This window comes from Pseudochrobactrum sp. sp1633, assembly GCF_030376605.1.
Taxonomy (GTDB): Bacteria; Pseudomonadota; Alphaproteobacteria; order Rhizobiales; family Rhizobiaceae; genus Pseudochrobactrum.
On sequence record NZ_JARRAE010000004.1, the window covers coordinates 155,040 to 181,638 of the forward strand.

Annotated in this window: 30 protein-coding genes and 1 pseudogene; 11 read left to right on the forward strand and 20 right to left on the reverse strand. The window is 49.3% G+C overall.

Annotated elements, in window-relative coordinates; all coding sequences use genetic code 11:
• Window positions 1–71: 71 nt before the first annotated feature.
• The 4 genes and pseudogenes from P8H26_RS06120 to P8H26_RS06135 all read right to left on the reverse strand — a co-directional run bounded on the left by P8H26_RS06120 (window position 72) and on the right by P8H26_RS06135 (window position 3,955).
• The gene (locus tag P8H26_RS06120) at window positions 72–473 is read right to left on the reverse strand and encodes a PTS sugar transporter subunit IIA (protein WP_289632010.1); all 402 of its coding nucleotides are present in this window, start codon (window positions 471–473) and stop codon (window positions 72–74) included.
• 287 nt (window positions 474–760) lie between these two features.
• Window positions 761–1,243 (reverse strand): HPr kinase/phosphorylase, encoded by a 483-nt coding sequence (locus tag P8H26_RS06125; RefSeq protein WP_289632011.1) that lies wholly within the window; start codon window positions 1,241–1,243, stop codon window positions 761–763.
• A gap of 22 nt (window positions 1,244–1,265) precedes the next feature.
• Window positions 1,266–3,014: pseudogene (locus P8H26_RS06130) on the reverse strand (stimulus-sensing domain-containing protein); the annotation flags it as partial.
• Between the two features lie 221 nt (window positions 3,015–3,235).
• Window positions 3,236–3,955 carry a response regulator transcription factor gene (locus P8H26_RS06135; protein ID WP_022709262.1) on the reverse strand — a complete coding sequence of 240 codons (720 nt, stop codon included), beginning with the start codon at window positions 3,953–3,955 and terminating at the stop codon, window positions 3,236–3,238.
• A 312-nt stretch (window positions 3,956–4,267) separates the two neighbouring features.
• On the opposite strand from P8H26_RS06135, the gene P8H26_RS06140 reads away from it, so the two are divergent.
• From P8H26_RS06140 to lysM, 3 genes are all read left to right on the forward strand, one after another.
• Window positions 4,268–5,878 carry a phosphoenolpyruvate carboxykinase gene (locus P8H26_RS06140; protein WP_289632013.1) on the forward strand — a complete coding sequence of 537 codons (1,611 nt, stop codon included), beginning with the start codon at window positions 4,268–4,270 and terminating at the stop codon, window positions 5,876–5,878.
• Window positions 5,879–5,978: 100 nt separating this feature from the next.
• Window positions 5,979–6,419: an alternative ribosome rescue aminoacyl-tRNA hydrolase ArfB gene (gene arfB / locus P8H26_RS06145; RefSeq protein WP_289632014.1), complete on the forward strand. Its 441-nt coding sequence runs from the start codon at window positions 5,979–5,981 to the stop codon at window positions 6,417–6,419.
• 102 nt (window positions 6,420–6,521) lie between these two features.
• On the forward strand, window positions 6,522–6,971 hold the full coding sequence (gene lysM, locus P8H26_RS06150) for a peptidoglycan-binding protein LysM (RefSeq protein ID WP_289632015.1): 450 nt from the start codon (window positions 6,522–6,524) through the stop codon (window positions 6,969–6,971).
• A gap of 62 nt (window positions 6,972–7,033) precedes the next feature.
• On the opposite strand, the gene coaA is transcribed toward lysM, so the two are convergent.
• From coaA to hisB, 7 genes are all read right to left on the reverse strand, one after another.
• Window positions 7,034–7,999, reverse strand: coding sequence for a type I pantothenate kinase (gene coaA, locus P8H26_RS06155; RefSeq protein ID WP_289632016.1), 966 nt, complete (start codon window positions 7,997–7,999; stop codon window positions 7,034–7,036).
• A 43-nt stretch (window positions 8,000–8,042) separates the two neighbouring features.
• On the reverse strand, window positions 8,043–8,366 hold the full coding sequence (locus P8H26_RS06160) for a phosphoribosyl-ATP diphosphatase (protein ID WP_289632017.1): 324 nt from the start codon (window positions 8,364–8,366) through the stop codon (window positions 8,043–8,045).
• Window positions 8,367–8,640: 274 nt separating this feature from the next.
• Window positions 8,641–9,426 (reverse strand): imidazole glycerol phosphate synthase subunit HisF, encoded by a 786-nt coding sequence (hisF, locus tag P8H26_RS06165; protein WP_289632018.1) that lies wholly within the window; start codon window positions 9,424–9,426, stop codon window positions 8,641–8,643.
• Entirely contained in the window at window positions 9,419–10,165 is a 747-nt protein-coding gene (gene hisA, locus P8H26_RS06170; RefSeq protein ID WP_289632019.1) for a 1-(5-phosphoribosyl)-5-[(5-phosphoribosylamino)methylideneamino]imidazole-4-carboxamide isomerase, read from the reverse strand. The genes hisF and hisA overlap by 8 nt, the downstream gene beginning before the upstream one ends.
• Complete coding sequence (hisH, locus tag P8H26_RS06175; RefSeq protein WP_289632021.1) at window positions 10,162–10,812, reverse strand: imidazole glycerol phosphate synthase subunit HisH; 651 nt, start codon at window positions 10,810–10,812, stop codon at window positions 10,162–10,164. Before hisH ends, hisA begins: the two co-directional genes overlap by 4 nt.
• 1 nt (window position 10,813) lies before the next feature.
• Window positions 10,814–11,332, reverse strand: a complete 519-nt coding sequence (locus P8H26_RS06180) for a DUF2628 domain-containing protein (protein ID WP_289632022.1) — start codon at window positions 11,330–11,332, stop codon at window positions 10,814–10,816.
• A gap of 2 nt (window positions 11,333–11,334) precedes the next feature.
• A complete protein-coding gene (gene hisB, locus P8H26_RS06185) occupies window positions 11,335–11,937 on the reverse strand; it encodes an imidazoleglycerol-phosphate dehydratase HisB (RefSeq protein ID WP_374708238.1) in 603 nt (200 codons plus the stop codon).
• Between the two features lie 265 nt (window positions 11,938–12,202).
• Between hisB and hslV the strand changes: the two genes are divergently transcribed.
• From hslV to P8H26_RS06205, 4 genes are all read left to right on the forward strand, one after another.
• On the forward strand, window positions 12,203–12,760 hold the full coding sequence (gene hslV, locus P8H26_RS06190) for an ATP-dependent protease subunit HslV (RefSeq protein ID WP_289632023.1): 558 nt from the start codon (window positions 12,203–12,205) through the stop codon (window positions 12,758–12,760).
• Between the two features lie 64 nt (window positions 12,761–12,824).
• On the forward strand, window positions 12,825–13,418 hold the full coding sequence (locus P8H26_RS06195) for a DUF2585 domain-containing protein (RefSeq protein ID WP_374708246.1): 594 nt from the start codon (window positions 12,825–12,827) through the stop codon (window positions 13,416–13,418).
• Window positions 13,419–13,423: 5 nt separating this feature from the next.
• A complete protein-coding gene (hslU, locus tag P8H26_RS06200; protein WP_289632024.1) occupies window positions 13,424–14,731 on the forward strand; it encodes an ATP-dependent protease ATPase subunit HslU in 1,308 nt (435 codons plus the stop codon).
• Between the two features lie 164 nt (window positions 14,732–14,895).
• Entirely contained in the window at window positions 14,896–15,864 is a 969-nt protein-coding gene (locus P8H26_RS06205) for a DUF1402 family protein (RefSeq protein ID WP_289632025.1), read from the forward strand.
• A gap of 4 nt (window positions 15,865–15,868) precedes the next feature.
• On the opposite strand, the gene P8H26_RS06210 is transcribed toward P8H26_RS06205, so the two are convergent.
• The 4 genes from P8H26_RS06210 to P8H26_RS06225 are packed head-to-tail and all read right to left on the reverse strand — an operon-like array spanning window position 15,869 to window position 18,868.
• Window positions 15,869–16,246, reverse strand: coding sequence for a helix-turn-helix domain-containing protein (locus P8H26_RS06210; protein WP_289632026.1), 378 nt, complete (start codon window positions 16,244–16,246; stop codon window positions 15,869–15,871).
• Window positions 16,243–16,932, reverse strand: coding sequence for a Smr/MutS family protein (locus P8H26_RS06215; RefSeq protein WP_374708239.1), 690 nt, complete (start codon window positions 16,930–16,932; stop codon window positions 16,243–16,245). Before P8H26_RS06215 ends, P8H26_RS06210 begins: the two co-directional genes overlap by 4 nt.
• Window positions 16,933–16,990: 58 nt before the next feature.
• Window positions 16,991–18,106 carry a murein transglycosylase A gene (locus tag P8H26_RS06220; RefSeq protein ID WP_289632027.1) on the reverse strand — a complete coding sequence of 372 codons (1,116 nt, stop codon included), beginning with the start codon at window positions 18,104–18,106 and terminating at the stop codon, window positions 16,991–16,993.
• Between the two features lie 57 nt (window positions 18,107–18,163).
• Complete coding sequence (locus P8H26_RS06225) at window positions 18,164–18,868, reverse strand: Tim44/TimA family putative adaptor protein (protein WP_289632028.1); 705 nt, start codon at window positions 18,866–18,868, stop codon at window positions 18,164–18,166.
• A 480-nt stretch (window positions 18,869–19,348) separates the two neighbouring features.
• Here P8H26_RS06225 and P8H26_RS06230 point away from each other — a divergent pair, with 480 nt between their 5' ends.
• Window positions 19,349–19,897 (forward strand): FxsA family protein, encoded by a 549-nt coding sequence (locus P8H26_RS06230; RefSeq protein ID WP_289632199.1) that lies wholly within the window; start codon window positions 19,349–19,351, stop codon window positions 19,895–19,897.
• Between the two features lie 349 nt (window positions 19,898–20,246).
• On the forward strand, window positions 20,247–20,732 hold the full coding sequence (gene secB, locus P8H26_RS06235) for a protein-export chaperone SecB (protein WP_289632029.1): 486 nt from the start codon (window positions 20,247–20,249) through the stop codon (window positions 20,730–20,732).
• A gap of 172 nt (window positions 20,733–20,904) precedes the next feature.
• Here secB and dnaQ read toward each other — a convergent pair whose 3' ends face one another.
• From dnaQ to P8H26_RS06260, 5 genes are all read right to left on the reverse strand, one after another.
• Complete coding sequence (dnaQ, locus tag P8H26_RS06240; RefSeq protein WP_289632031.1) at window positions 20,905–21,606, reverse strand: DNA polymerase III subunit epsilon; 702 nt, start codon at window positions 21,604–21,606, stop codon at window positions 20,905–20,907.
• 20 nt (window positions 21,607–21,626) lie between these two features.
• Window positions 21,627–22,217 carry a dephospho-CoA kinase gene (gene coaE / locus P8H26_RS06245; RefSeq protein WP_289632032.1) on the reverse strand — a complete coding sequence of 197 codons (591 nt, stop codon included), beginning with the start codon at window positions 22,215–22,217 and terminating at the stop codon, window positions 21,627–21,629.
• An 11-nt stretch (window positions 22,218–22,228) separates the two neighbouring features.
• Window positions 22,229–23,080 carry a shikimate dehydrogenase gene (locus P8H26_RS06250; protein ID WP_289632033.1) on the reverse strand — a complete coding sequence of 284 codons (852 nt, stop codon included), beginning with the start codon at window positions 23,078–23,080 and terminating at the stop codon, window positions 22,229–22,231.
• On the reverse strand, window positions 23,073–23,672 hold the full coding sequence (locus tag P8H26_RS06255; protein WP_289632034.1) for a Maf-like protein: 600 nt from the start codon (window positions 23,670–23,672) through the stop codon (window positions 23,073–23,075). Before P8H26_RS06255 ends, P8H26_RS06250 begins: the two co-directional genes overlap by 8 nt.
• 115 nt (window positions 23,673–23,787) lie before the next feature.
• Entirely contained in the window at window positions 23,788–24,672 is an 885-nt protein-coding gene (locus P8H26_RS06260) for a pyruvate, water dikinase regulatory protein (protein WP_289632035.1), read from the reverse strand.
• A 368-nt stretch (window positions 24,673–25,040) separates the two neighbouring features.
• Between P8H26_RS06260 and hemE the strand changes: the two genes are divergently transcribed.
• Both hemE and hemJ read left to right on the forward strand, forming a co-directional pair.
• Window positions 25,041–26,066, forward strand: coding sequence for a uroporphyrinogen decarboxylase (gene hemE / locus P8H26_RS06265; protein WP_289632036.1), 1,026 nt, complete (start codon window positions 25,041–25,043; stop codon window positions 26,064–26,066).
• Window positions 26,066–26,596 (forward strand): protoporphyrinogen oxidase HemJ, encoded by a 531-nt coding sequence (gene hemJ / locus P8H26_RS06270; protein WP_289632037.1) that lies wholly within the window; start codon window positions 26,066–26,068, stop codon window positions 26,594–26,596. Before hemE ends, hemJ begins: the two co-directional genes overlap by 1 nt.
• The last annotated feature ends 3 nt before the right edge of the window (window positions 26,597–26,599 follow it).

Consider the following 26,599-nt stretch of genomic DNA (forward strand, 5'->3'; position numbering starts at 1 on the left):
GCTTTCCCGTCAGGTCTGACTTGTTAAGTCAGCACCTGATTTTGTTATTTACTCGTCAGTATCAGACTTAATTACTTGCTAGTCAGTACCTGACTGGCAACATTAATATATTTACGGCCGGCATCCTGCGCCTCGCGCAAAGATGCTTCCATATCATCGGACTGGCGTATACTTGTCAGCTTGATCAGCATTGGCAGATTAACGCCTGCGATCACTTCAACTCTGCCTGCATCCAGAACCGAGATTGCCAGATTTGAAGGTGTACCGCCAAACATATCGGTCAGAATGATAACACCCTGCCCCTGATCAGCCTTGCTCACCGCCGCGACAATATCTTCACGACGTTTTTCCATATCATCATCGGCACCGATACATACGGTTTCGAAATTTTCCTGAGGGCCGACAACATGCTCAACAGCATGGTGAAACTCTTCGGCCAGCCTTCCGTGCGTAACAAGCACGAGTCCGATCATTATTAAACTGCTCCCGCTGGTCGCTTTTCCATTGTCGCGCTCACAATATAAAAGCCTGTAAGCTATATCTGAACCACAGATTCAAACATTTATCCGTTAAAACACAAAACCGTAGCCGATATTGCCTGAATTTCAGCTCAGATTTTCAATATTGACCCAGACCTTCTATGTTGGCACCGAGAATAATGAGTGCAAGCAAAAAATAAAGCCCCTCGCGGCTTTCGTCGGTTATGCCGCACTGAAACACATATTTTTATTATAAATCAGTCGTTAAAAAATCTTGTATTTTAGACAGATTTGCTGCTGCCCCAGCGTTTCATAAATAAAGTGGCTTCAATTGCCCGTGCACATTGCAGCGAATCGCAATCGCCAGCCAGCGCCGGTAATGTCAGAACAGGCAGCATAAGACCTACCAGCTCACGTTTTTCATCTGTCGGATAACGCGGCGCTTTATCTGCTGTCAGCAGCTCTACCAATAAATTGATTTCAGCCTGCGGTTGATACGACACTTCAAACAAGCCGGCACCACGAATTTCAACCGCACCGGCAATCGCATCAGGTGCTGAAGCAATCAGGTTCCCGTTTTCCGTGCTGATAATTGTCTGATCATCGGAAATCAGCATCCCCACGCGCCCGTTCTGATGGGCGCGCTCGATCAGGGTCAGCGCCAGAGATGATTTGCCTGAACCGGAAGCCCCGCACAGTAAAATGCCAAAAGAGCCAAGAACCAGAGACGTCGCGTGAAACACAAAACCTTCAGGATTATTCATGTGTTTCTCCGTTCTTTGTGATTCAATTTTCCGTATTCTGTGCCGTCTGCCCGCGTTGACGCTTCGTATTTTCCGGCAATTCCGCAGGCAATTCAATCAGGAAACGTGCGCCCAGCCAATGCTCGGGATTTTCAGGATCCAGAATATTCGATGCTGTCAGTGTGCCGCCATGCGCTTCAATAATCTGCCGGCTGATTGACAGCCCCAGACCTGAATTCTGCCCAAAGGCTTCCGAGGACGGACGATCCGTATAGAAACGCTCAAAAATACGTTCAATATTTTCAGCGCCAATTCCGGGTCCGTTATCCTCAACAGTCACCTGAATTTTTGCACCCTTATGTTTCAGAAAAATTCTGATTTCACCATTATCTTCCGGCACAAAGCTACGGGCGTTTTCAATCAGGTTCGATACAACCTGACCAATGCGCAGATCATGTCCGGGCAGATAAAAGCCTTTTGCACCGCTCGGCAGCTTACCTATATCCAGCAGGATTTTTGTGCCGACTTTGTTACGCCGCACTTCTCTGGCCGCCGCAACAATATTATTGAGCAATGCCTGCATATCCACCCGATCCGTATGTTCACGGGCAAGCTCGGCATCCAGACGCGATGCATCGGAAATATCAGTGATCAGACGATCTAAACGCCGCACATCATGCTGGATAACCTCCAGAAGACGGTTTTTCGCACTATCTGTCTTCGCAAGCGGCAAGGTTTCAACCGCACTGCGCAAAGAAGTCAGCGGGTTTTTCAGCTCATGGCTGACATCTGCCGCGAAGCTCTCAATAGCTTCAATACGTGCATAAAGTGCATCCGTCATATCACGGATAGACGTGGAAAGATGTCCGACCTCATCCTGACGATCAGAATAATCCGGAATTTCCACACGGCCTTTAATCCCGTGGCGCACACGATCAGCGGCTTCAGACAATCGGCGTAACGGATTAGCGATAGTTGACGCCAGAAACAGCGACAGGATCACCATAACCAGCGACACAACAACAAAGACGCGCAGGATCGCATTGCGTTCACCGCGAACAATCTTGTCAATGTCTCCGCCCTCGGTCGACATCAGCAACACGCCGAGCACCGCACGGTAGCGCTGGATCGGCACGGCAACCGACACGACCAGCTCACCTTTTTCATTGCGACGCTGTGCCTTGCCGGATGAACCGGTCAGAGCCGTAATCACTTCCGGATAAACCGAACCATTCCCGCCTGGTTGTTCCTGATAAAGCGGCAAACTGTTGCGGTTGATCAGATTGTTGAACCACGTGCTGATACGGTCACCGAAACCGCGGTCATCTTCATCCAGATCCGGCAAATCATAGCTCAAAACCTGCCCGCGCGAATAGAGATGGCGCGAATCCAGCAGGATATTGGCATTATTATCGTAGATGCGCGCGCGCGTACTGGTCGGAGAAATCAGTGTGCGCAGCAGAGGTGCCACTTTTTCCGGATTGATCGGAAACTCCCAGTTGTCCGGTGAATCCGGTGATGGGGTAATGCTCTGTCCGGCCTGCAGTTCCAGCAGTTTATCCGGATCAATCATAATCGAATTGGTATCAACACTTGCCGATGAGGCAATGGAAGCCGCAATAATTTTACCCTGCGTCAGAAGACTTTCGATCTTCGCATCCACCAGTCCATCACGAAACTGGTTGAGATACATGATCCCCGAAACCAGCACCGCAAGGGCTGCAAGATTGAGAAACAGAATACGCTTGGTCAGACTGGAAAACACATAATTTCCCAATGTCCGGCGAACCGGAGAAAACAGGCGTCGCCAGACAAGCGAACGCTGACGGCGCGCAAGACGCTCTTTGCGACGCAATGTGCTTCTGTTTTCAGTTTCAGCGACCATTGAGGATGATCTGTTCCTTCAGCAAACAAGACAGAGCGGTTATGCGATGCATTATAACCGCTCCGTGCTTTTTATATCAGCTATATTTGTGAGCTTTACGCTTCGTGCTTTCTTATATTGCGAAGCGGTTACGCTTCGCGGAAGCGATAGCCAACACCGTAAAGCGTCTCAATCATTTCAAAATCATCATCAACAACTTTGAACTTCTTACGCAGGCGCTTGATATGACTGTCGATCGTGCGGTCATCCACATAGACCTGCTCGTCATAGGCCGCATCCATCAACGCATCGCGGCTTTTAACAACACCCGGGCGCTGTGCCAATGAGTGCAGGATCAGAAATTCGGTGACTGTGAGTGTGACCGGCTCGCCCTTCCATGTGCAGGTATGGCGTTCCTGATCCATTTCCAGCTGACCGCGCTGCAAAGATTTTGTCGGCTGTCCCGGATTTTTAACCGCACCCTCTCGGGCAGCTACACGGCGCAGTACCGCTTTAACACGCTCAACCAGCAAACGCTGGGAGAACGGCTTGGTAATAAAATCATCCGCACCCATTTTCAGGCCGAATAATTCATCAATCTCATCATCTTTCGATGTCAGGAAGATCACCGGCAGATCAGATTTCTGGCGCAGGCGGCGGAGCAGCTCCATACCATCCATACGCGGCATTTTAATATCAAAAATTGCAAGATTTGGCGGACGTGCCATCAGACCATCAAGCGCTGAAGCGCCGTCTGTATAGGTCTCGACCCGATAGCCTTCCGACTCCAGAGCAATGGAAACAGAAGTCAGGATATTGCGATCATCATCTACAAGCGCAATGGTCTGTGTTACCGGAACTTCCCTCATCAGGTCGCTTCTCCTCAATTATCTTCAACGATCATTCTTTATATAGCACGTCTTTTAAGCAGGACAAATTAAGTACAAAGTAAGGCGAGACGGCTTTCTCTCATGCTTTACCTGCAATTTATGTCCGCAACAGATGCCTTCCTTATGTGGATAGTCGTAAAATAAATTGCCATATAACCGATTTAAAAAAATTTAAAAAAATTTTAAACGATTAAAGATTTGAAATTGTCTCGCTAATCTGGTTGTGACTTTGCCTTAGCGCGGAGAGAAAATGCGCTGTCGACCAACCACTAAAAACTGCGAGTGAAAATTATGATCGAGACTGGCAATCGCAACCCAGCTGCTTCCATTGCAACGACGGGGCTAAATGACCTCGCCGCGGTCTATTATAATTTTGGGCCCGCCCAGCTTTATGAAGAGTCGATCCGCCGTGGTGAATCGACCCTGACAGCACAAGGTGCATTGATGGCCGTGACCGGTCAGCATACCGGCCGCAGCCCTAAAGACAAATTCGTTGTGCGCGATGCGACCACCGAAGATCAGATCTGGTGGGATAACAACAAGCCGATGAGCCCGGAAAACTTTGCCAAGCTGCATGCCGATTTCATCGAGCATGCCAAAGGCAAAGAATTGTTTGTTCAGGATCTGATCGGCGGCGCCGACGCTGAGCACAATATCAAGGTTCGCGTTGTTACCGAATTTGCATGGCACTCGCTGTTCATCCGCAACCTGCTGATCCGTCCTGAAATTGCTGCTCTGCAGAGCTTCATGCCGGAAATGACCATTATTGATCTGCCATCCTTCCGCGCTGATCCTGAAAAATACGGCTGCCGCACTGAAACTGTGATTGCCTGCGATCTGGTCAATAAAGTTGTGCTGATCGGCGGTACGTCCTATGCCGGTGAAATGAAGAAGTCGGTCTTTACCGCACTCAACTACATTCTGCCTGCAAAAGGCATCATGCCGATGCATTGCTCGGCTAATGAAGCGCCGAATGGTGATACAGCTGTGTTCTTCGGTCTGTCCGGCACCGGTAAAACCACCCTCTCCGCTGATCCGACACGCACGCTGATCGGTGATGATGAACACGGCTGGAGCGAAAACGGCATCTTCAATTTTGAAGGCGGTTGCTACGCCAAGACCATCCGTCTCTCGGCAGAAGCTGAACCGGAAATTTATTCCACAACACAGCGCTTCGGCACCGTGCTGGAAAATGTTGTTCTTGATGAAAGCCGCCAGCCGGATTTCAACGATGGTTCGCGCACGGAAAATACCCGCGCAGCCTATCCGCTGGATTTCATCTCCAATGCATCCAAGACAGGCACTGCCGGTCAGCCTAAGAATGTTATCATGCTGACTGCTGATGCGTTCGGCGTGATGCCTCCGATTGCCAAGCTGACCCCTGCTCAGGCCATGTACCACTTCCTGTCCGGTTATACCGCTAAGGTTGCCGGCACTGAAAAAGGTGTGACCGAGCCGGAAGCAACCTTCTCCACCTGCTTTGGTGCGCCTTTCATGCCGCGCCATCCGTCGGAATATGGTGATCTGCTACGCAAACTGATTGCTGAGCACAAAGTTGACTGCTGGCTGGTCAACACTGGCTGGACCGGTGGTGCTTACGGCACCGGCAACCGTATGCCGATCAAGGCAACACGCGCCCTGCTCTCCGCAGCGCTTGACGGTTCGCTCAATGGTGCAGAGTTCCGCACAGACCCTAACTTCGGTTTTGAAGTTCCTGTAGCTGTTCCGGGCGTAGATTCGAAGATTCTGGATCCGCGTTCAACATGGGCTGACAAAGAAGCCTATGATGCACAAGCTAAGAAACTTGCCAATATGTTCATCACCAACTTCGGCAAGTTTGAAGACCATGTGGATGCAGAAGTTCGTTCAGCTGCACCGGTTCTGGCAATTGCTGCTGAATAAATAAATCTGCATTTCTAAAATTAAGAACGGTGCCTTTATGGCACCGTTTTTATTTCTGCCGTTGCCTTCGCAGATTTCAGATATTCCGCTATAAGCGGCTATGACGGAACAAAATAAACATCTTATCCGCATTACCAACCGGATCAGTATTCATGAAAATCTGCTGGAGGAGAGCTTTATCCGCTCTTCAGGTCCCGGCGGGCAGAATGTGAATAAGGTATCCACTGCGGTGCAACTGCGCTTTGCAGCCTCGCAAGCCGGACTGCCGGAAGATGTCTATGCGCGCCTCATCAGCCTTGCAGGGCAGCGCGCGAATAAAGACGGCGAAATCCTGATTGAAGCCAGCCGCTTTCGCAGTCAGGAGAAAAACCGCGAAGATGCACGCAATCGTATGATTGCTCTGATTGTAGAGGCTGCCAAGCCGCCACCGCCGCCTCGCAGAAAGACCAAACCCACCAAAGGGTCTGTCGAGCGGCGTCTGAAAGCAAAATCAGGACGTGCTGACGTCAAAAAAATGCGCCAGCGTATCAAATCTGATTAATTTGACAGGGTTGCTATTATTTTAAACAACCGGCTTTCTTAATTCATTTATCTGCCTATATTCTTTAACCGGATGATATCTGACGCCAAAAGGAGAAACGGAATGGGCATATTTGATTTTGTGAAATCGGTTGGTACCAAACTTGGCTTTGGTGATGATGAGCCGAATGCAGATGATCTGAAAAAAGAGCTGGATTCGCATAATCTCGGCACCGGTGATGTACAGGTCTCCGTTCAGGGCGATAAAGCTGTGCTGACAGGCAATGTCAAAGATCAGTCCGCTTTTGAAAAAGCGATTATTGCTGTCGGTAACTCCCTCGGTGTTTCCAAAGTTGAAGCGTCCGAGCTTAAAGTTGAGGGCACTGCTGATGGCGCTGCACCGGTTTTCTACACGGTGAAAAAGGGCGACAATCTCTGGAAAATCGCTGAAGCCCAGTATGGCAAAGGCCACGGTGATAAAAACCCGAAAATCTTTGAAGCCAATAAGCCAATGCTAACCTCGCCGGATAAAATCTATCCGGGTCAGGTTCTGCGCATTCCGCCGCTGGCATAATTCAGTTCAAAACAAAAAGCCCCGCTGTCATCAACAACGGGGCTTTTTTACAACTCTGAAGCTCAGATTTTGCGCAGAGCCACTTCTTCAATCATATGATTTTCCCCTTTGCGCAGGATCAGATCTGCGCGTGGACGGGTCGGCAGAATATTCTCAAACAGGTTTTTGAGATTGATATTCGTCCATAAACCTTCGGCAATAGACAATGCCGCCTCTTCCGACAATTGCGAATAGCGATGGAAGAAGCTCTGCGGATCCCGGAATGCCGTTTCGCGCAGTTTCATGAAGCGGTTGATATACCACTTGTGGATCAGCACCGGATCGGCATCAATATAGATCGAGAAATCAAAAAAATCTGACACGAATGGCACGGCCTTGCCGTCTGCCGGCAGATCACGCACCTGCAGCACATTAATGCCTTCGAAAATCAGAATATCCGGACGGTCAATGGTCACATATTCTCCGGCAACCACGTCATAGGTCAGATGCGAATAGACCGGCGCCTGCACATGGCTCATACCCGCCTTCATCGAAGACAGAAAATTGAGAATGGCACCGGCATCATAACTGTCCGGAAAGCCTTTGCGCTCCATGCGGCCTTCAGCACGCAGCACTTCATTGGGATAGAGAAAGCCGTCAGTCGTCACCAGCTCAACTTTAGGGCTCGATGGCCAGCGGCTCAACAATTCCTTCAGAATACGCGCTGTAGTCGATTTTCCGACAGCAACAGAACCGGCAATCCCGATGATAAACGGCGTTTTGACCGTATCATCCTTCATCAGAAACTGTTTGCGCTGCGTATACAGCGATTGCAGCGCTTCCACATGGGTTGATAGCAGGCGCGACAAAGCCAGATAAATCCGGCGCACCTCGTCCAGATCAACAGGATCGTTCAGTGAGCGCAGACGTTTCACTTCATCCAGCGTCAGGGTCAGCGGTGTATCGGCACGGAACTCTGCCCATTCCGCTGCCGTGAAGACCTGATAAGGCGAGTAATGCTTATTCTTGAAAAGATCCATGGAGTGCATATTGGTCTCTGAGTAAAACTGGAATCCGAATAAATTCTTCCGGTTATTCCGGTTTTCGTGCAGCTTTTTCCTGAAGACCAGTCTGCGATGTGCGGTTATCCAGCTCCTGCATCACGGTTTCCAGCGACACGCCTGCAATTTTCCACACCACCATCAAATGATAGAGCAGATCAGCACTTTCCGATACGACCGCTTGCTGGTCTTGCATCATGGCAGCAATCACAGTTTCAACAGCTTCTTCACCCAGCTTCTGGGCAGCCTTATGCTGTCCCTTGGCAATCAGTGAAGCCGTATAAGATGATCCGTCTGAGGCCGCTGCGCGTTTTGCAACAATCTGCTCAAGGTCAGCAAGGGTGAAATCTGTCATGCTGCACTCCTGTTTCAGTGCAATTTATAGAATGCGCGAAGAATCCCGCATAGCAATGCCAATGGTCTTTAAAGCAAATGAGGGATGAAAAGCACCCCTCACCGTATGAAACAAGTTAATTTTACCAGAGAACCAGAGCCGTTTCCTATTCGTAAACAGCTCTAGAGCGGGTTACGTCCAGATTGGATCACAGTGCTCGCTCTAGATTCTTTAATTTGCCGCATTATCACGGGCGTCAAGTTGATCCAACTTGACTGTGAAATGCTTTAAGCTTTTAACTCTGAATATCATCCAGACGCACAGCAATACCGTGACTTGCCATATAGCGTTTGGCTTCTTCAATCGTGTATGTGCCGAAATGGAAGATCGAAGCCGCCAGCACTGCACTGGCATGGCCTTCTTTAACACCCGCCACCAGATCATCCAGCGAGCCAACGCCGCCGGAAGCAATAACCGGTGCGCGCACGGCATCAGCCACAGCGCGCGTCAAAGCCAGATCATAACCAACTTTGGTGCCGTCACGATCCATCGAGGTCAGCAGGATTTCCCCTGCTCCCCGATCAACCATTGTGCGGGCAAATTCAATCGCATCAAGACCGGTTGCATTGCGTCCGCCATGGGTAAAAATTTCCCAGCGATCAGCCTCACCTGCCCCCGACACTTTCTTGGCATCGACAGCCACGACAATGCACTGATTGCCGAATTTATCTGCCGCTTCTGCAATCAGATCAGGGTTTTGTACCGCAGCAGTATTGATCGAAACCTTGTCAGCACCGGCCAGCAAGAGCTTACGGATATCAGCAACCGCACGCACACCACCACCAACAGTCAGCGGCATGAAACATTGTTCAGCTGTGCGGGCAACCACATCGAAAATCGTCTCGCGATTGTCCGATGAAGCCGTAATGTCGAGAAAGCAGAGCTCATCGGCACCGGCTGCATCATAGGCTTTTGCCGCTTCCACCGGATCACCGGCATCAATCAAGTCAACGAAATTGACGCCCTTGACGACGCGGCCGTCTTTTACATCGAGACAAGGAATTACCCGAGCTTTAAGCATTACTGCCTCCCCGCGCGGCTTTTAAGATTGCCAGCGCTTCAGCCGGATCAATACGGCCGTCATAAAGCGCACGACCGGAAATCGCACCTTCCAGCTTACGGGCGTCAGGTTGCGTCATGCGATGAATATCATCCATCGAGGCCAGACCACCGGAGGCAATCACCGGAATGGACACAGCTTCTGCCAAGCCCAGAGTTGACGGCCAGTTGATGCCTGCCAGAATACCGTCGCGGTCAATATCCGTATAGATAATGGCTGCGACCCCTGCCCCTTCAAATTTCTGAGCCAGTTCAATCACGCCGAGTTCTGAAGCTTCTGCCCAGCCCTCAACCGCAACCTTGCCGCCTTTGGCATCAATACCAACGGCCACTTTACCCGGAAACTCTTTACAGGCCTCAATAACCAGCTGCGGATCACGCACGGCAACGGTGCCGAGAATGACGCGGGAAAGCCCTTTAGAAAGCCATGCCTCAATATGCTCCAGCGTGCGGATACCGCCACCGAGTTGCACCGGATTTTTAGTCGCTTTGAGGATAGCTTCCACGGCCGCGCCATTGACGCTGGAGCCTGCAAAAGCACCGTTCAGATCAACCACATGAAGCCACTCAAAACCCTGATCCTCGAAGGCTTTCGCCTGAGCCGCAGGATCAGTGTTATAAACCGTGGACTGGTTCATATCACCCAGTTTCAGGCGAACGCATTCACCGTCTTTCAGGTCAATTGCCGGAAAAAGTATCATGGCTTCCACTTCAGGAAATTAGTAATAAGTTTGAGACCGAGGTGCTGGCTTTTCTCCGGATGGAACTGCGTGCCGACAATATTATCGCGCGCAATTGCTGCCGTGACTGTTCCGCCATAGCTGGTCGTTGCCAACACATCAGTGCTATGTTTCACATCAAACATATAGGAATGCACGAAATAGGCATGCAAGCCCCGCTCGCCCGTAGCGATACCATCAAACACCGGATGATCATGGTTCAGCTCAATCGTATTCCAGCCAATCTGCGGAATTTTCAGCGCGGCATCAGACGGCTTCATCTCACGCACATCGCCCTCAATCCAGTTGAGACCATTGGTGGTGCTTTTCTCCAAGCCTCGCGTTGAAAGCAGCTGCATACCAACGCAAACGCCAAGAAACGGCCGCGCTTTATGCTGAACAACTTCGCTCAAAGCATCGACCATGCCGGAAACCGCATCCAGACCGTGGCGGCAATCGGCATAGGCACCGACACCTGGCAGCACAATATGATCTGCGGCGAGTACGGCTTTGGCATCGCTGGTCACGTCCACATGAATAGGACTGCCCATATCCGATACCGCACGTTCAAAAGCCTTGGCTACCGATTTGAGATTTCCGGAACCATAATCAATAATGGCAACACGCATGTCACGACCTTCCGTGATAATCAACCAGACCGATCATGGCACCCGTTGCAGGTGCAGCATTGCCGGTCATTGTGCTTTTTAACGCTACCTTGTCAGAGACCACAGCTTGCGGTTCTGCTCTTTCCGCAGGTTTTGAAGCACCATAAAAATAATGAGTTTCCGCATCGCTCAAGTCATTGGCACTAATCAGTGCCACTTCCTCGTAACCCTTGCGCCGGAGAGCCGTGAGATACCAGTTACGCCCTTCAAGCGCAACAAACAGCGACAGCAAAAACGACAGACCGGAAACGACTAATGCAGAAGACAGATAAGAGCCCAAAACGCTGAATGCACCCCAGCCGATCAGAGCCACCATCAGCGCATGCCACCACAGGCGATGCGTAAGCAGCCAGAGAAACGGCAGGATCAGCGCGAAGACGGTAAATTCATCGCGCACAAAAATCGTATGGTCACCCGCAACAGCTTTAACCGGTTTCAGTTTTACCGCGTCCGTTGGTTCCAGAACGATATAGCTGGCCATAATCAGCCTTTCAGCGTACCTTTTGTCGAAGGAATGGCATCTTTCTGCCGCGGATCGGTTTCAATCGCCATACGCAATGCGCGCGCCACAGCCTTGAAACAAGTCTCGGCAATATGATGGTTATTGATACCATAGCGCATATTCACATGCAGGGTAATGCCGGCATTCTGCGCCAGCGCCTGAAAGAACTCCCGCACCAGTTCCGTGTCAAAAGTCCCGATTTTCGGCGCATTGAAGGCCACATTCCAGATGAGATACGGACGTCCGGAAACATCGAGTGCAGCAGAGGTCAGTGTCTCGTCCATCGCGAGATCAATCGAGGCATAACGCACGATACCGCGGCGTTCGCCCAAGGCTTCTGCAATGGCTTTACCGATCGCAATGCCGGTATCTTCAACCGTATGATGGTCATCAATATGCGTATCGCCCTTGGTGGTGATATTCATATCAATCAGCGAATGTCGCGATAATTGCTCCAGCATATGATCGAAAAAGCCAACGCCGGTCGAAATATCGAAACGGCCCGTACCATCCAGAAATACTTCAGCTTCAATGCTGGTTTCTTTGGTGCTGCGGCTGACTTTTGCTATACGCTGATTGCTCATATTGATAACCCGATCTTGTTCTTCTCCAAAGTTGTTCTAGAGCACATCCCGAAAAGTGTGAAGCGGTTTTCGGGTCAGATGTGCGTAAATTCAAGGAGACAGAGCATTTCCAAAACTTCTAATAATCAGAAATGCTCTGTACAGTGCCGGAGTTTTGCCAAATGCTTTGATGATAGAGGCTGTATTATTGTCCGTTGTAATTTACGTATGAGATCATAAATACAGCAGATCGATTTGATGAAGACCAATCAGCGGAGTTGCGCGAATGATTGAACATAACCCGACTACAATTTACGGCACCACTATTGTCACCGTGCGCAAGGGCAATAAAGTGGTGATCGCCGGCGACGGACAAGTGTCCCTCGGTCAGACCATTATGAAGGGCAATGCCCGCAAAGTGCGCCGTATCGGCAAAGGCGGCAGCGTAATTACCGGTTTTGCCGGTGCGACTGCCGATGCTTTTACCCTGCTTGAACGACTGGAAGCCAAGCTGGAGCAATATCCGGATCAGCTAATGCGCGCCTCCGTAGAACTGGCCAAAGACTGGCGTACCGACCGCTATTTACGCAAACTGGAAGCGATGATGCTGGTTGCGGACAAGAATATCACGCTGGCAATTACCGGCCTCGGCGATGTTCTGGAACCGGAAAACGGTGTGATGGCGATCGGCTCCGGCGGTAATTATGCCCTGTCGGCTGCCCGTGCACTGATCGACACAGATATGGATGCGGAAGCCATTGCCCGTAAGGCAATGACTATTGCTGCGGAAATCTGCGTCTACACAAACAGCAATTTCACCGTGGAAAGTCTTGATTGCGCGTAAGAACCTGCCAATTATGCGAAAACATAATTTTAATTCTGTTTATCGCTAAAGGTATATCGTGAGCATATCACCACTTTCGACCACCGCGCCCACACCGTCATGGCAGTGGGGTAAAATCCTGATCATCATCGGAATAACGACGGCTGTTCAGGCGGTTATTCTCTACATGATGGGGCGCGTTCCAGTCTGCGAATGCGGAACAATCCGTCTCTTCGTGAATGAAGTGAACAGCAATGAAAACTCCCAGCAGCTCTTTGACTGGTACACGCTGTCTCACATCATTCACGGCTTTATTTTTTACGGATTGTTCTGGCTGATTGCGCCAAAAGCACCGCTGCATGTGCGGTTGTTTCTGGCGCTTGGGTTAGAAATTGGCTGGGAGCTGGTTGAGAATTCGAATTTCATTATTGAGCGCTACCGTGCCAATACATCCTCCGTGGATTATTTCGGCGACAGTATTCTCAATTCTGTGTTCGATACGTTCTCAATGGTGCTGGGCTTTTTTCTCGCAGCCCGGCTTCCTATATGGGTGATAATCGTCACGGCGGTGTTTTTCGAAATTCTTGCCCTTATCGTTATTCGAGACAACCTCATTCTCAATGTTATCATGCTGCTGCATCCATTCGACTTTATCCGGCAGTGGCAAAGCGGATCCTGATAAATATGACCACATTTTCTCCTCGTGAAATCGTCTCTGAGCTTGATCGCTTCATTATCGGCCAGAAAGCTGCCAAGCGCGCCGTAGCCATTGCCCTGCGCAATCGCTGGCGCCGCCAGCAGCTGGAAGGCAATATGCGCGAAGAAGTGATGCCGAAGAATATTCTGATGATCGGACCAACCGGCGTCGGTAAGACGGAGATTTCACGCCGTCTTGCCAAGCTTGCCGGTGCACCTTTCATCAAGGTTGAAGCGACAAAATTCACTGAAGTCGGCTATGTCGGCCGCGATGTTGAGCAAATCATCCGTGATCTGGTGGAAATCGCCATTGGTCTCGTGCGTGAGAAAAAGCGCGAAGAGGTCAAAGCCAAAGCTCATATCAATGCGGAAGAACGCGTGCTGGATGCACTGGTCGGCAAAACTGCCAGCCCTGCAACCCGAGACAGTTTCCGCAAGAAACTGCGCGAAGGCGATCTCGATGATAAAGAAATCGAGATTGAACTGGCCGATAACAGCTCCGGTATGCCGGGTTTTGAAATTCCGGGCATGCCAGGTGCCAATATCGGCATGATAAACTTAAGCGATATGCTTGGCAAAGCTATGGGCGGACGCACAAAGCCGCGCAAAACAAGCGTTAAAGAATCCTATGCGCTGCTGATCAATGATGAATCTGACAAGCTGCTTGATCAGGATCAGGTAACACAGGAAGCACTGGAAGCCACCCAGAATGACGGGATCGTCTTCCTTGATGAGATCGACAAGATCGCATCCCGAGAAGGCGGCATGGGGGCAGGGGTTTCCCGCGAGGGTGTGCAGCGCGATTTGCTGCCTCTTGTCGAAGGGACAACCGTTGCGACCAAATATGGGCCGGTTAAAACCGACCATATCCTGTTTATCGCATCGGGCGCTTTCCATGTTTCCAAACCATCGGATCTGTTGCCGGAATTGCAGGGACGTCTGCCGATCCGTGTTGAGCTCAATGCTCTGTCACGGGAGGATTTCCGCTCGATCCTGACCGAAACCGAAGTCAGCCTGCTCAAACAATATGTGGCGCTGATGGCTACAGAAAATGTCACGCTTGAGATTACCGATGATGCAATTGATGCCCTTGCGGATATTGCCGTTGATCTCAATTCCACCATTGAAAATATCGGTGCGCGGCGTTTGCAGACGGTAATGGAAAAAGTATTGGACGATATTTCATTCAATGCGCCGGATAAAGGCGGCTCCACCTTCACCGTTGATGCAGCCTATGTGCGCAGCAGCATTGGCGATCTGGCCAAAAATATAGACCTGTCGCGGTTTATTTTATAAACCCGCGAAGCATTGTGTGACATTCACACATCATATGCAGTTAAGTTTTGAAACCCTCTCGACTTGTGCGTGAGGGTTTCATATTTTCTGCGCGAAGTTAAAATGCTGTGCTTTCCTGAAATTTTTTCAGTATTGAGAGCAAATGCAAACGGAGCAAAAAACCTATGAACCTCGGCAATAGTTTTAAACGGATAGCAATCGCTGCCGGAACAGGTTTCTTTGCCCTTTCATCTCTTTCCGCTGCGCAGGCCACAACACTTGTGCCAGCAGGCAACCGTAATGCTGAACAGCCGGCTATTCCTGGTGCTTCCGCCAACCGCACCAAGAAAATGAATACGACCTATGAAGCAAAATATCAGAAAATCTACGGATTGCTAAAATCGGATCGTGCATTGCGCACCAAAATTAAATCAGCTGCAGCTGCCTATAATATCGATCCCGTGCATATTGCCGGTGCGATTATCGGCGAGCATACCTATAATGTTGATGCCTATGATCAGTTGCAAACCTATTATGTCAAAGCTATTTCCTACGTTAAACAGGGCGTAAGCTTCAGCTATAAAGGTGAATCTGTCAGCGACTTTGTTAAACGCCCTGAGTTTGAAAAATGTGCGGGTTTGTCAGAGAGTTATGCGCTCTGGACTTGCCGCGAAAATATCTGGGACAGCAAATTCCGCGGTAAAAAAGTGGGCGGAACATCCTATCCGAACAACCGTTTTGCTGCCGTGTTTTTCCAGCCTTTCTATGCAGGCCAAACCTTTGGTCTGGGCCAGATCAGCCCTCTGACAGCTTTGCAGATGTCCGATATGGTCAATCGTGTATCCGGCCTGCCAAAGCTGAGTGCAGATGATGGTGCGCAGGTCTATAAAACTATTATGGATCCCGATCTGAGCCTGTCCTACATGGCTGCAACAATCAAACATTCCATCAATTCCTATAAGAAATATGCCGATTTCGATATTTCGAAAAATCCGGGTATTACGGCAACCCTGTATAATACCGGTGGCGCAGATGTACGCGCGCGCGCACTGGCCTCTGCAAATGCAGGCAAGCAGGATAAGCTAATGCCGCAGGAAAATTACTACGGCTGGCTGGTCAATTCCAAAATGGATGATTTGCAGTCGCTATTTTAAAAAATCAGCGCAGGCTGCGGTGCTTTTTATGAGCCAGCCGCAGCGTTGTGCTGAGACTTTCGATCATATTCTTGTCCAGAATACGGATATGATTGGCTAATAGATTCGCTAATTCTGTGGCTTCCGGTGACAATCCCGCCGTATCAATCGTCACACGCGGATGCGATATCATAGCGAGATTTTGCAGCTCTTCTGCCTCATCCCAGATAATATTCAAATAACCGATAATTCTTTGCAGAAGATCCCAGGTCGGCTGCCCGCGGCGGCCATGCTCCAGTGCTGAAAGATAAGCGGCAGACACACGGATGGCTGTTGCCATTTCCTTCTGGCTGACACCGCGCTCCTCACGTAATTGTCGTAAACGCAAACCAAACGGTGTCATGGCCGTGACCGCTTAAGAGAGGAAAGGGCGCTGCCTTCTGCCAGCCTTTCAGCCGGTGTTTTGCGCAGCCTGACATAGAGCGCACCCTGTCCGCCGTGATGACGCACCGCATCCTCATAGGCGCTCACATAAATTCGGAACAACGGCGTGGAAAACCAATGCGGTACGGCTTGTTTTAAAACGCCGTCGCTGCCAAAGGACGCGCCTTTACCGGTAATAACCAGCACAAAGCGCAAACCGCGGTGCCATGCATCCGCCAGAAAGCTATAGAGCAGGTCATGCGCTTCGCGCTGCCGCATACCGTGAAGATCAATTCGGGCTTGTATTTCCAGCCGTCCCTTGGCGATTTTTCGGATTGTCGGCCGGTCGATATCATGAATCGGATTGAGAACCGGTTCTTGTTTTTTGCGCGTTTGCAGAGAGGTTTCACCGGATGCTTTCGCAACTCCCGCCTTCACCGGCTCGGAATGCACGCGCTGCGGAATATTGATACCATTTTCAATATCCCAAAGATGCATATCCTCAATCTCAAAAGCCTGCCGTGGTTGAACCGGACGTAAAGGGCGGGTGGTACGCGCCACAGTTTCCCAGAGAATATGATCTTCTGCCTTCATAACCACGACTGAATCTTTCGGAAAATCCTCCGGTAAGACTGATCCTGATTTCGGATTTCTTGTCATTTTCATCGTATTCTGATCCGAAACACGCCTGTCAGAGCGCTTTTTCTTTATTGATTTCACAATGTCAGCCCTCCGCAATCAGACGGGGAACCAGCATTATAAAATCTGCATCATGGCGTATCTGACCGGCAAGCTGCCCTGCCGCATCGCCTGAACCAATAAACAGATCGCCACGGGCAGGGCCGACAATTGCCGTACCGGTATCCTGAGCAATCATTAACCGGTGAAAAACACCATGACGATCAGGAAAGTTACGGACATTTATGAAAAACGGCGTGCCAAAGCAATGATATTTACGATCCACGGCCAGTGATCTTTGTGCGGTGAGGGGTACTTTGGCGGCCGCAACCGGCCCTGACAGAAGATCATCCACCGGCGCTTCGCGGAAGAAAATATATGACCGGTTGTGCCACAAAATTTCATCAATACGGGCAGGGTACTCTGCAAGCCATTGCCGGATTGTCTGCATAGTGACCTTTGCAGGTTCCAGCTCGCCTTTATCAATCAGGACGCGTCCTGCGCCCGTAAAGCCATGCCCAGACTTGGCCGCATAAGTGAGGCGCATCTGACTACCATCTGTAAAATTTAGCCGCACAGCGCCCTGCACATGGGCGAAATAGGCATCAACCTTGTCCGCAACATAGGCAATTTCCAAACCTTGCCCTGTGAGCGCGCCTTGCTCAATCGCCTGCCGGTCAAAATATTCGGTAATCTGCCCGTTATAAGTGCGGCCAAAAGCCATTTCCTCTGGCAGGTTCTCCGGCCGGTTATCTGAATCCAGTTTGATGAGATCTGCTGGTTTACGATAAAACGGAACAGAAAATTCTGCTGTTCTAATCCGTGAAGCAGCAATTTCCGGTTCATAAAATCCGGTCACAAATCCTGTTTGTTGGTCATGAGGGGTAATTTTGACAGGATAAAAATAGCACTCAAAAAACGCACGCGCTGCCTGCCGGTCGATCTCTTGTGTTGCCGCTAATGAACGGGCTTTTGCAAACACAGGCAGTAAATCTTCAAATTGCGGGCCTAAAATCCCGCTCTTATAAGAGTTTGTTTCGGCATAGATTGCAGATTTTAAAAAAGCATCGAGGGCTGCACTATGATCATCCTGCGCCCAGCCTGCACAATCATCAAATTTCAAAATTTCGGTGGAGCAGTGCGCAGCAGACAGATCTGACATAACACTGCTCCTCAATCATTTAAAACTCTGAATATTACTGAAGTTCAGTAGCAGAGATCAATCTTCCGCTTCGGTTGCAATCAGCTTCCAGTTCGGATCACGTCCGGCTGTACTACGGGCAAAAGTCCAGACATCACGGATTTCCGCAACAGTTTCCAGATCACCGTCAATAATATTGCCCTGATTATCCTGCGTTGCGGAGATCATTTCGCTAACGATGCGAACCGTGACTTGTGCATCTTTACCCTTCATATCGGCAGCAGTAATTTTTGCCTGATTGATGCCGACGAAAGTGGAATTAACTTTTTCACCACGGGCTTCACGCTCTTTGATTGCAGCGTCAAAACCTTCATAAACATCTTTGGAGAGCAGGTTTTTCAGAGTTTTGCGATCACCATCTGCATAGGATAGCACAATCATCTCATAGGCCATTTTGGCGCCGTTGAGGAATTCCTTCGGATCAAAACTGGCATCATGGGCGCGAATATTGCGCAGACCATTATTCAGCTCAGAACCGGCAGGCGCCAATGCATCAATAGAGGTAAAATCTTTCGCCGGATTTTCCGCTGTCTGGCGTTGCGGCAGAGAAACAACATTGTCGTTCTGCTGCGGAATTGCAGTCGTGTCTTCCTGACGCTGCGTATAAGGATCGAAAGGCGGACGCTCATTGCCCGTGCGCTTTCCCAATACACTGCGCAGTTGCAGGAAAATAATCACTGCAACGATGAAGAAAAAGAATGTGCCAAAACTGAAAAAATTCATACCGCTCGCCAACTATCTCCGCAGTTATCTGCCGGAATACACAATGAATACAAAATTCTGTATCATCAGCCTCTACCCGTACTGAGCAATTATACAATATCTTTATCTGAAGGCATATTCTGAATATGCCATGTCAAACCGGATACTGATGCCGCAATCGCTCTTCAGGTGCGCTATAATCAGTTATAAACCGACTGAAAGATAACACAAAACTGCTTTGTTTTGAAAAAATATATAGTTCACCGTGTTCTGTCATTCAAATCCCAAACGGGAATTCTTATCTGTATATCCTGTTTAGAGCGTTTCCAGTGGATATTAAATCATAAGAAATGCTCTATCTGTTTGTTTTTACGCATTTCCGAACGCAAAACCGGTTCCCGCTTTTGCTGGAAATGCTTTAAGTTCATAATCCGGCATATTTTACGGAATTATCCGTATCAACCGCCCGTTTAATCAAGAGGTTCCTTACCCGTGACAAAAATGCTTGGTCCAATCAGCCTGCTGCTGTTTTTAGCCCTGCCATTTGTTGAAATTGCCGGTTTTGTCATTGTCGGTTCAGAAATCGGTGTGCTGGCAACGCTTGGTTTGATTGTGCTCAGTGCGGTTTTAGGTTTTTCTCTGTTACGCAGACAGGGACTGAGCCTGCTCAATCAGATGAAGGCGGAAACCGCCGCAGGCCGCGCGCCGCAACGGGAAATCATTCACGGGACATTGCTAATTTTCGCCGGTATTTTGCTGATTATTCCGGGTTTTTTGACCGATATTATCGGCCTTTTTCTGTTTATCCCGTTTGTCCGCGACCTGATCTGGAACCGTTTTTTACGCAATCGTGTGGTCATGGCGACGAATTTTCAGGCAGGCAGTGCCGGCGCCAGCTATCAGCATTACGGACAAAGACCTGCGCCACAGGATGACGATATTATTGATCTCGACCCTGAGGATTATTCCAGTTCATCAGACAGCAATAAAAAGGCTAATAACTCTCCGTGGGGAACAGACCCGAAAGAGATTGAAGACCGCAGAAAATAACGAACACGCAATGCTGAAAATCAGGCTGAAAGAAACCGGAAGGTGCTTTAGCTCTAATAATCACCAGTCCTGCTTTTTGTGGTCCGTTCTTTAGCATTACCAAATGATGCCGCGTGTTATTGCCTGCAAAAGACACATATGCTAGCCAAATGACACGTGTTTCAGATTGCTTTTGCAACAGCCGCAGTTTTCTGAAACCAAAAGATCAATTTTATCGTTCAACTTCTTCGATTAAAGTTGGCTTTACAATAAAATTGTTTAGTCTTTCAAAGTGTTGCAGCACACACAAAAAGTGCTGTCATGCTGTTCGACGGTCTGTCGATCATCGTTAACAAAAAGGTATATGATAATGGCAGAGACGCCAAACGAAGCACAGAACGGTAACGGTAGTGCACAGCCATCCCTCAACATTCTGGCTCAGTATATCAAGGATTTTTCCTTTGAAAGCCCGGGTGCTCCGCTTTCACTGCGTCCGCGTGAAAATGCGCCAAATATCAGCATCAATGTCAATGTAAACGCCAATCCGATCGCTGAAGGCGATTTTGACGTTGTGCTCACACTGACTGCACAGGCCGGTGAAGGCAAAGATGTTCTGTTCAATACAGATCTGGTTTATGGCGGAGTTTTCCGTATTCAGAACATTCCGCAGGAACATATGCTGCCGATCCTGTTCATCGAATGCCCGCGTCTGCTGTTCCCGTTTGCCCGTCAGATCATTGCCGATGCAACACGCAATGGCGGCTTCCCGCCGCTGATGATTGACCCGATTGATTTTGCAACAATGTTCCAGCAGCGTATGGCTGAAGAGCAGGCAAAAGCTCAGGTAAAAAACTAAGTTTTTCAAAATAAATACAAAAAAGCCGCTGCGTTATAAACACAGCGGCTTTTTTGTTTCCTAAACTCAGAGCGTATCCCGAAAAGTGTGAAGCGGTTTTCGGATAAGATACGCGTAAAAACAAAAAGATAGAGCATTTCTTATCATTCAAGATAAACTGGAAATGCTTTAATCAGTTCAGATATTTTTTCCAGATTGCCTTATCGCCCATTTTATCAATCAGCTTCTGATGTGCTGCAAGGTCATCTTCTGTCAGACGTGAAGGCAGGGGTTGAGGGCGCGCTTTCAGAACAATCTCAACGCCCTGTTCATTCCCGTTTTTACTCTCACCGGCTGATTGTACGCTCAATCCCAACGAGGTCTGCTTGCCGCCGAGAAGCTCAATATAAACCTCTGCCAGCAACTCCGTATCAAGCAGCGCGCCGTGAAGCTTACGATGCGCATTGTCAACGCCATAACGCTTACACAGCGCATCCAGCGTATTCGGCCCCATCGGATGCTTGCGCCGTGCCAAAGCCAGCGTATCAATCACCACATCCGTAGAAATCGGCACCTGATTAATCCGCTCCAGCTCGGCATTCAAAAAGCCGATATCGAACATCGCATTATGCGCAACCAGTTTTGCGCCTTCGATAAAGGTCAGAAATTCTTCTGAAATGCCCTGAAATGTTGGTTTATCCAGCAGGCTTTCATCGGTAATGCCGTGCACTGCCAGTGCATCCGGATGCACTTTTTTGCCCTGCGGATTGATATAGACGTGAAATGTTTTGCCGGTGATAAATTTATTCACCATCTCGATACAGCCGATTTCAATCACGCGATCTTCGTTTTTATCAAGACCGGTGGTTTCTGTATCGAAAACAATCTCACGCATAGTTTTATCCTGTAAATTCATTATGCAGCTGTGTTTTGCAGCTTTTCTAAAATGCTAAAGACCTGTTGGCGGGCAAAATCCTTATCTTGCCCCGTATCAACGATAAAATCTGCTTTTGCGCGCTTTTGCTCATCGGGCATCTGACGCGCCAGAATGGCCTGAAACTTCTCTTCTGTCATTCCCTCGCGGGAAAGCACCCGTTCCCGCTGTATTTCATAAGGCGCACTGACCACAAGGATTTTATCCACGCGATCCATTGCGCCGGTTTCAAACAGTAACGGAATATCCAGCACCACAAGTGGTTCACCTTTAGCCTCAGCATCGCGCAAAAACTGCTGTTCTTTAGCCCGGACAAGCGGATGAACTATGTTCTCGAGCTTTTTAAGCTCATCCGGCTTTCCCAAAACACAGGCTGACAGGATTTTGCGGTCAACACGGCCATCTATAACCGCTTCAGGAAAGGCTTCTGCGATCAGCGGAACAGCCTCCCCCTGATAAAGCTGGTGCACCACCGCATCGGCATCATAGACCGGCACTCCTCTATCCGCAAAAATCTGTGCGGTTGTGGATTTCCCCATGCCGATTGAACCGGTAAGCCCTAGCCTGATCATAAATCTGCCTATTATGATTTAAGAACATCATCCAATATGATTTGCCGCAGTTCATCTGTTACCTCAGGGCACACACCGAACCAGTGTTCAAACCCCGGCACAGCCTGATGCAGCAGCATGCCAAGACCGTCCACGCAGCGCAGACCTGCTTGTCGTGCCTGACGTAAAAAAGGCGTTTCCAATGGAATATACACGATATCTGTTGCAATTGCCGTTGGTTTTGCTTGCGCTAAATGAAGCGGAAACTCTTGTGCTTCCCCGTGACCACTCATACCGAGCGATGTCGTGTTCACAATCAGATCGGCACTGCTGACAAAGCCCTGCGCCTCATCCCATCCTGCAGCCTCAACCTTTGAGCCAAAATGTGCAGCCAAAGCCTGCGCCCGCTCCACAGTGCGGTTCACCACAATAATTTTCTCAAAGCCGCGGTTCAGCAAGGCATAAAGCACCGCACGGCTGGCACCGCCTGCGCCCAGAACCAATGCGATTTTTGCGCCTGCATCCCAATCCGGCAATTGCGCATCAAGATTTGCCGCAAAACCATAGGCGTCCGTATTACCGCCATTGAGATGATTTTCCGCATCTATCCACAGTGTATTCACAGCCCCGATGGCTTCAGCCGCCGCATCGCGTTTTTCGCACAAGGCAAAGGCCGCTTCCTTATGCGGTATAGTCACATTGCCGCCGCGCAACCCTTGCTCTGCAAGGGTTTGAATGAAATTCGGAAAATTTTCAGGGCTGTTTTCAATCGCCTTATAGGAACCGCTCAAACCATAGCGCTGCAGCCAGTAATTATGGATCAAAGGTGAGCGCGAATGTTTAATCGGAAAGCCGGTTACAAAGGCCTGTTTCATTTCAGCCATCAATAATTCCTCTGGCACGCAATTCTTTCAGCAAAGGCAGCAATGGCAAACCGACAATTGTGAAATAATCACCGTCAATTTTGTCGAACAGCTGAATGCCTTCACCCTCAACCTGATAAGCACCCACACTGGAAAGCGCAATATCACCAACCCGTGCCAGATGACGGCCGATAAAGCCCGGCTCCAGATGACGCATTGTCATATGCGCAACAGAAACATGACGCCACACAATCTGGCCGTTTTGCACCAGCACCACAGCACTGTTCAGCTGATGGGTTTTACCGGACAGAGCCAGCAAATGACGGCGCGCACCGTCCATATCCGCAGGCTTGTGAAAAATTTCGCTGCCGAGAGACAGCGTCTGATCACAGCCGATAATCAGTGAATGCGGAAAACGCTGACTGACTTCTTCTGCTTTGGCTTCACTAAGGATCAATGCCACATCTTCCGGCGTTGCGCCGGTTTCATAGAGCGGCGCTTCCACAGCACGTTCATCAATATTGGCTTTTTGCGATGTAAACTGAATACCGGCATTTTTCAAAAGCGCTGCACGAAAAGGGCTCTGAGAAGCAAGGATTAAAGGCAATGCCATATTGAAAACTCCGTTAAATACTAAAAAAGCCAACTGAATTATGCAGTTACCATTGGCTCAGCAGAATAATATCAGATAATTCATCACTCAATAGAGCGAAATATCCGTTGTTATTTTAATCTTCAATTCTGGTACGTGGCCGCAACGCCAGAATGGCCGCAGCCGTTTCTTCGATCGAGCGGCGTGTGACATCAATCACCGGCCAGTTATTGCGCTCACAAATATTGCGCGCATAGGCCAGCTCCTGCGCAATATTAATACGATCCGTATAACTCTCCGTATCCAGCCCCGGAGACGTACCGAGCAAGCGGTTTTGACGAATATGAGAAATGCGCTCCGCGCTGGCAATCAGCCCGACAACAAGCGGCTTTTTCACGTGGAGCAGGGCTTCCGGCAGTGGTATCCCTAAAACCAACGGAATATTGGCCGTTTTGATGCCGCGATTGGCCAGATAAATGCTGGTCGGTGTTTTGGATGTGCGGGAAATGCCGATCAGAATAATATCGGCTTCTTCCAGATCCGGCGGCAACTGACCGTCATCATGCTCCATTGTGAAATTCAGAGCATCAATCCGGCGGAAGTAATCGGCATCAAGCACATGCTGGGCACTGGCACGACGATGTGCGGGCGCTCCAAGATAGGACTGAAAAGTCGCGAGCACTGGCTCCAGCACCGAAACACTCGGAATACCCATTTGCGAACAGGCTTCATCAATTTTCAAAGCCAGTTTCTGATCCACCACTGTATAGAGAACAATGCCCGGTTCAGCATCAATATTTTCAAGGATTTTGGCCAGCTGTTTCTCGGTGCGGATCAGCGGATACATATGCTCAATGGCACGCGCATGACTGTATTGAGCCGCCGCCGCGCGGCCTGCTGCGAGGAGAGTCTCTCCTGTTGCATCTGAAATAAGATGAAGATGAAAGTAAGAAAGAGTCTTTGTCACAGATTTCTCACATCCCTGTTGATGACTGTGTGTAAAAATATCCGGCTCTGACACGTCTTCATCTGCCTGTTAATTTCAACAGGATTCATCCACAGCGCGCCTGACTGTATATTCGTGACAATAAACACTGTGGGTAACAGGAGCAATTCAAAGTTGGGCGGAAATCATTCAACACTTATCCACAGGATGCAATAACCGCCACTCCTATTAAGATACCGTTTTTATTGATGAATTTTTGGTCGCATTGCTTTTTACCGTTTCATGGGCAATTTATCCACATCAACCGGTTTTCATGATCAGCCTGTGGGAAAGTTCAGGGAAACATTTAATCCCCGTTATCAACAGACTCTAAGAATCATAAGAATCCAAAATCATCACTTTCTTTATGGGATAACCGGGGAAAACCGGTGTGGGTAAATCGCATGACACGCAAAGTTCTGAACGTTCTCAAAGGTGAAACCGTCTTTCCACCACCAATCTGGATGATGAGACAAGCAGGACGATATCTGCCGGAATATCGCCAGACACGGCAGCAGGCAGGAAGCTTTCTTGACCTGTGCTATAATCCTGAACTGGCAACGGAAGTGACACTTCAGCCTATCCGCCGTTATGGCTTTGATGCAGCCATTCTCTTTTCAGATATTCTTGTCATCCCTCACGTTCTTGGACGCGACCTTCGCTTTGAAGAAGGAAGAGGACCTTTGATGACACCTGTGACCGTTGATGAAATCAAAGATCTCGACATTACAGGTAAAGCAGCCAAATTAAGCGCTGTATATGAAACCGTCAGTCGTTTGCGTGAGCAATTGCCAGATGAAACGACTCTGCTCGGTTTTTGCGGAGCCCCGTGGACTGTTGCCACCTATATGATCGCCGGCCACGGCACACCGGATCAGGCACCGGCGCGTCTGTTTGCCTATCAGCACCGCGATGTTTTCATTAAGCTGCTGACTGATCTCGCAGATATTTCAGCAGAATATCTGATTGAGCAGCTTAATTGCGGTGCCGATGCGGTTCAGATCTTCGATTCATGGTCAGGCGTACTGGATGAAGATTGCTTTGAAGATTTCTGCATCAAACCGGTTGCCCGTATTGTTAAAAAAGTCCGTGAAACCCATCCTGATGCAGTGATTATCGGTTTTCCGAAAGGAGCAGGGATGCTCTATCGGGATTATCGCACCAAAACCGGCGTGAATGCCCTTGGGCTGGACTGGTCGGTGCCGCTGACCTTCGCACAGGAATTACAGCTACAAGGCACTGTACAAGGCAATCTCGACCCGCTGCGTGTGGTTGCTGGTGGTAAGGCTCTGGATGAAGGCGTTGATGTCATTCTTGAGAAGCTGGGGCAGGGACCGCTGATCTTCAATCTCGGTCACGGGATTACGCCACAGGCGCCGCTCGAAAATGTCGCTCAAATGGTCAATCGTATCCGTCAGGCAGGTGCATAATGGAAAAATCCGCTAATAATGGAAGTAATGCCGCGCTAAGAGCTGTGGTTGCCGTGGTGATTACTGCAATTGCAGCCTATGCGCTGTTTTTTGCAGCGACAGATGCTGCCTATCTCTGGATCAAGGCATTCCATATTATTGCTGTGATCGCATGGATGGCTGGTATGTTATATCTGCCGCGGCTTTTTGTTTATCACAGTCAGGAAAAGACCGGATCGCAAGCTTCTGAGACGTTTAAAATCATGGAACGCCGGTTACTGCGCTATATTATCAATCCGGGGATGATTGTGACCTGGGTTTTAGGCCTGTGGCTCGCATGGAAAATCTTTGAATTCCGCGGTGGCTGGCTGCATGGTAAGATCTTGCTGGTTGTTTTGATGTCCGGTTTGCACGGTTATCTTTCAAAGAGCGTGCGGATGTTTGCTCAGGATAAAAACACCAAATCCACCAAACACTGGCGTATAGTGAATGAAATTCCGACCGTTCTGATGATTTTGATCGTCATTCTGGTTGTCGTAAAACCGTTCTGATCA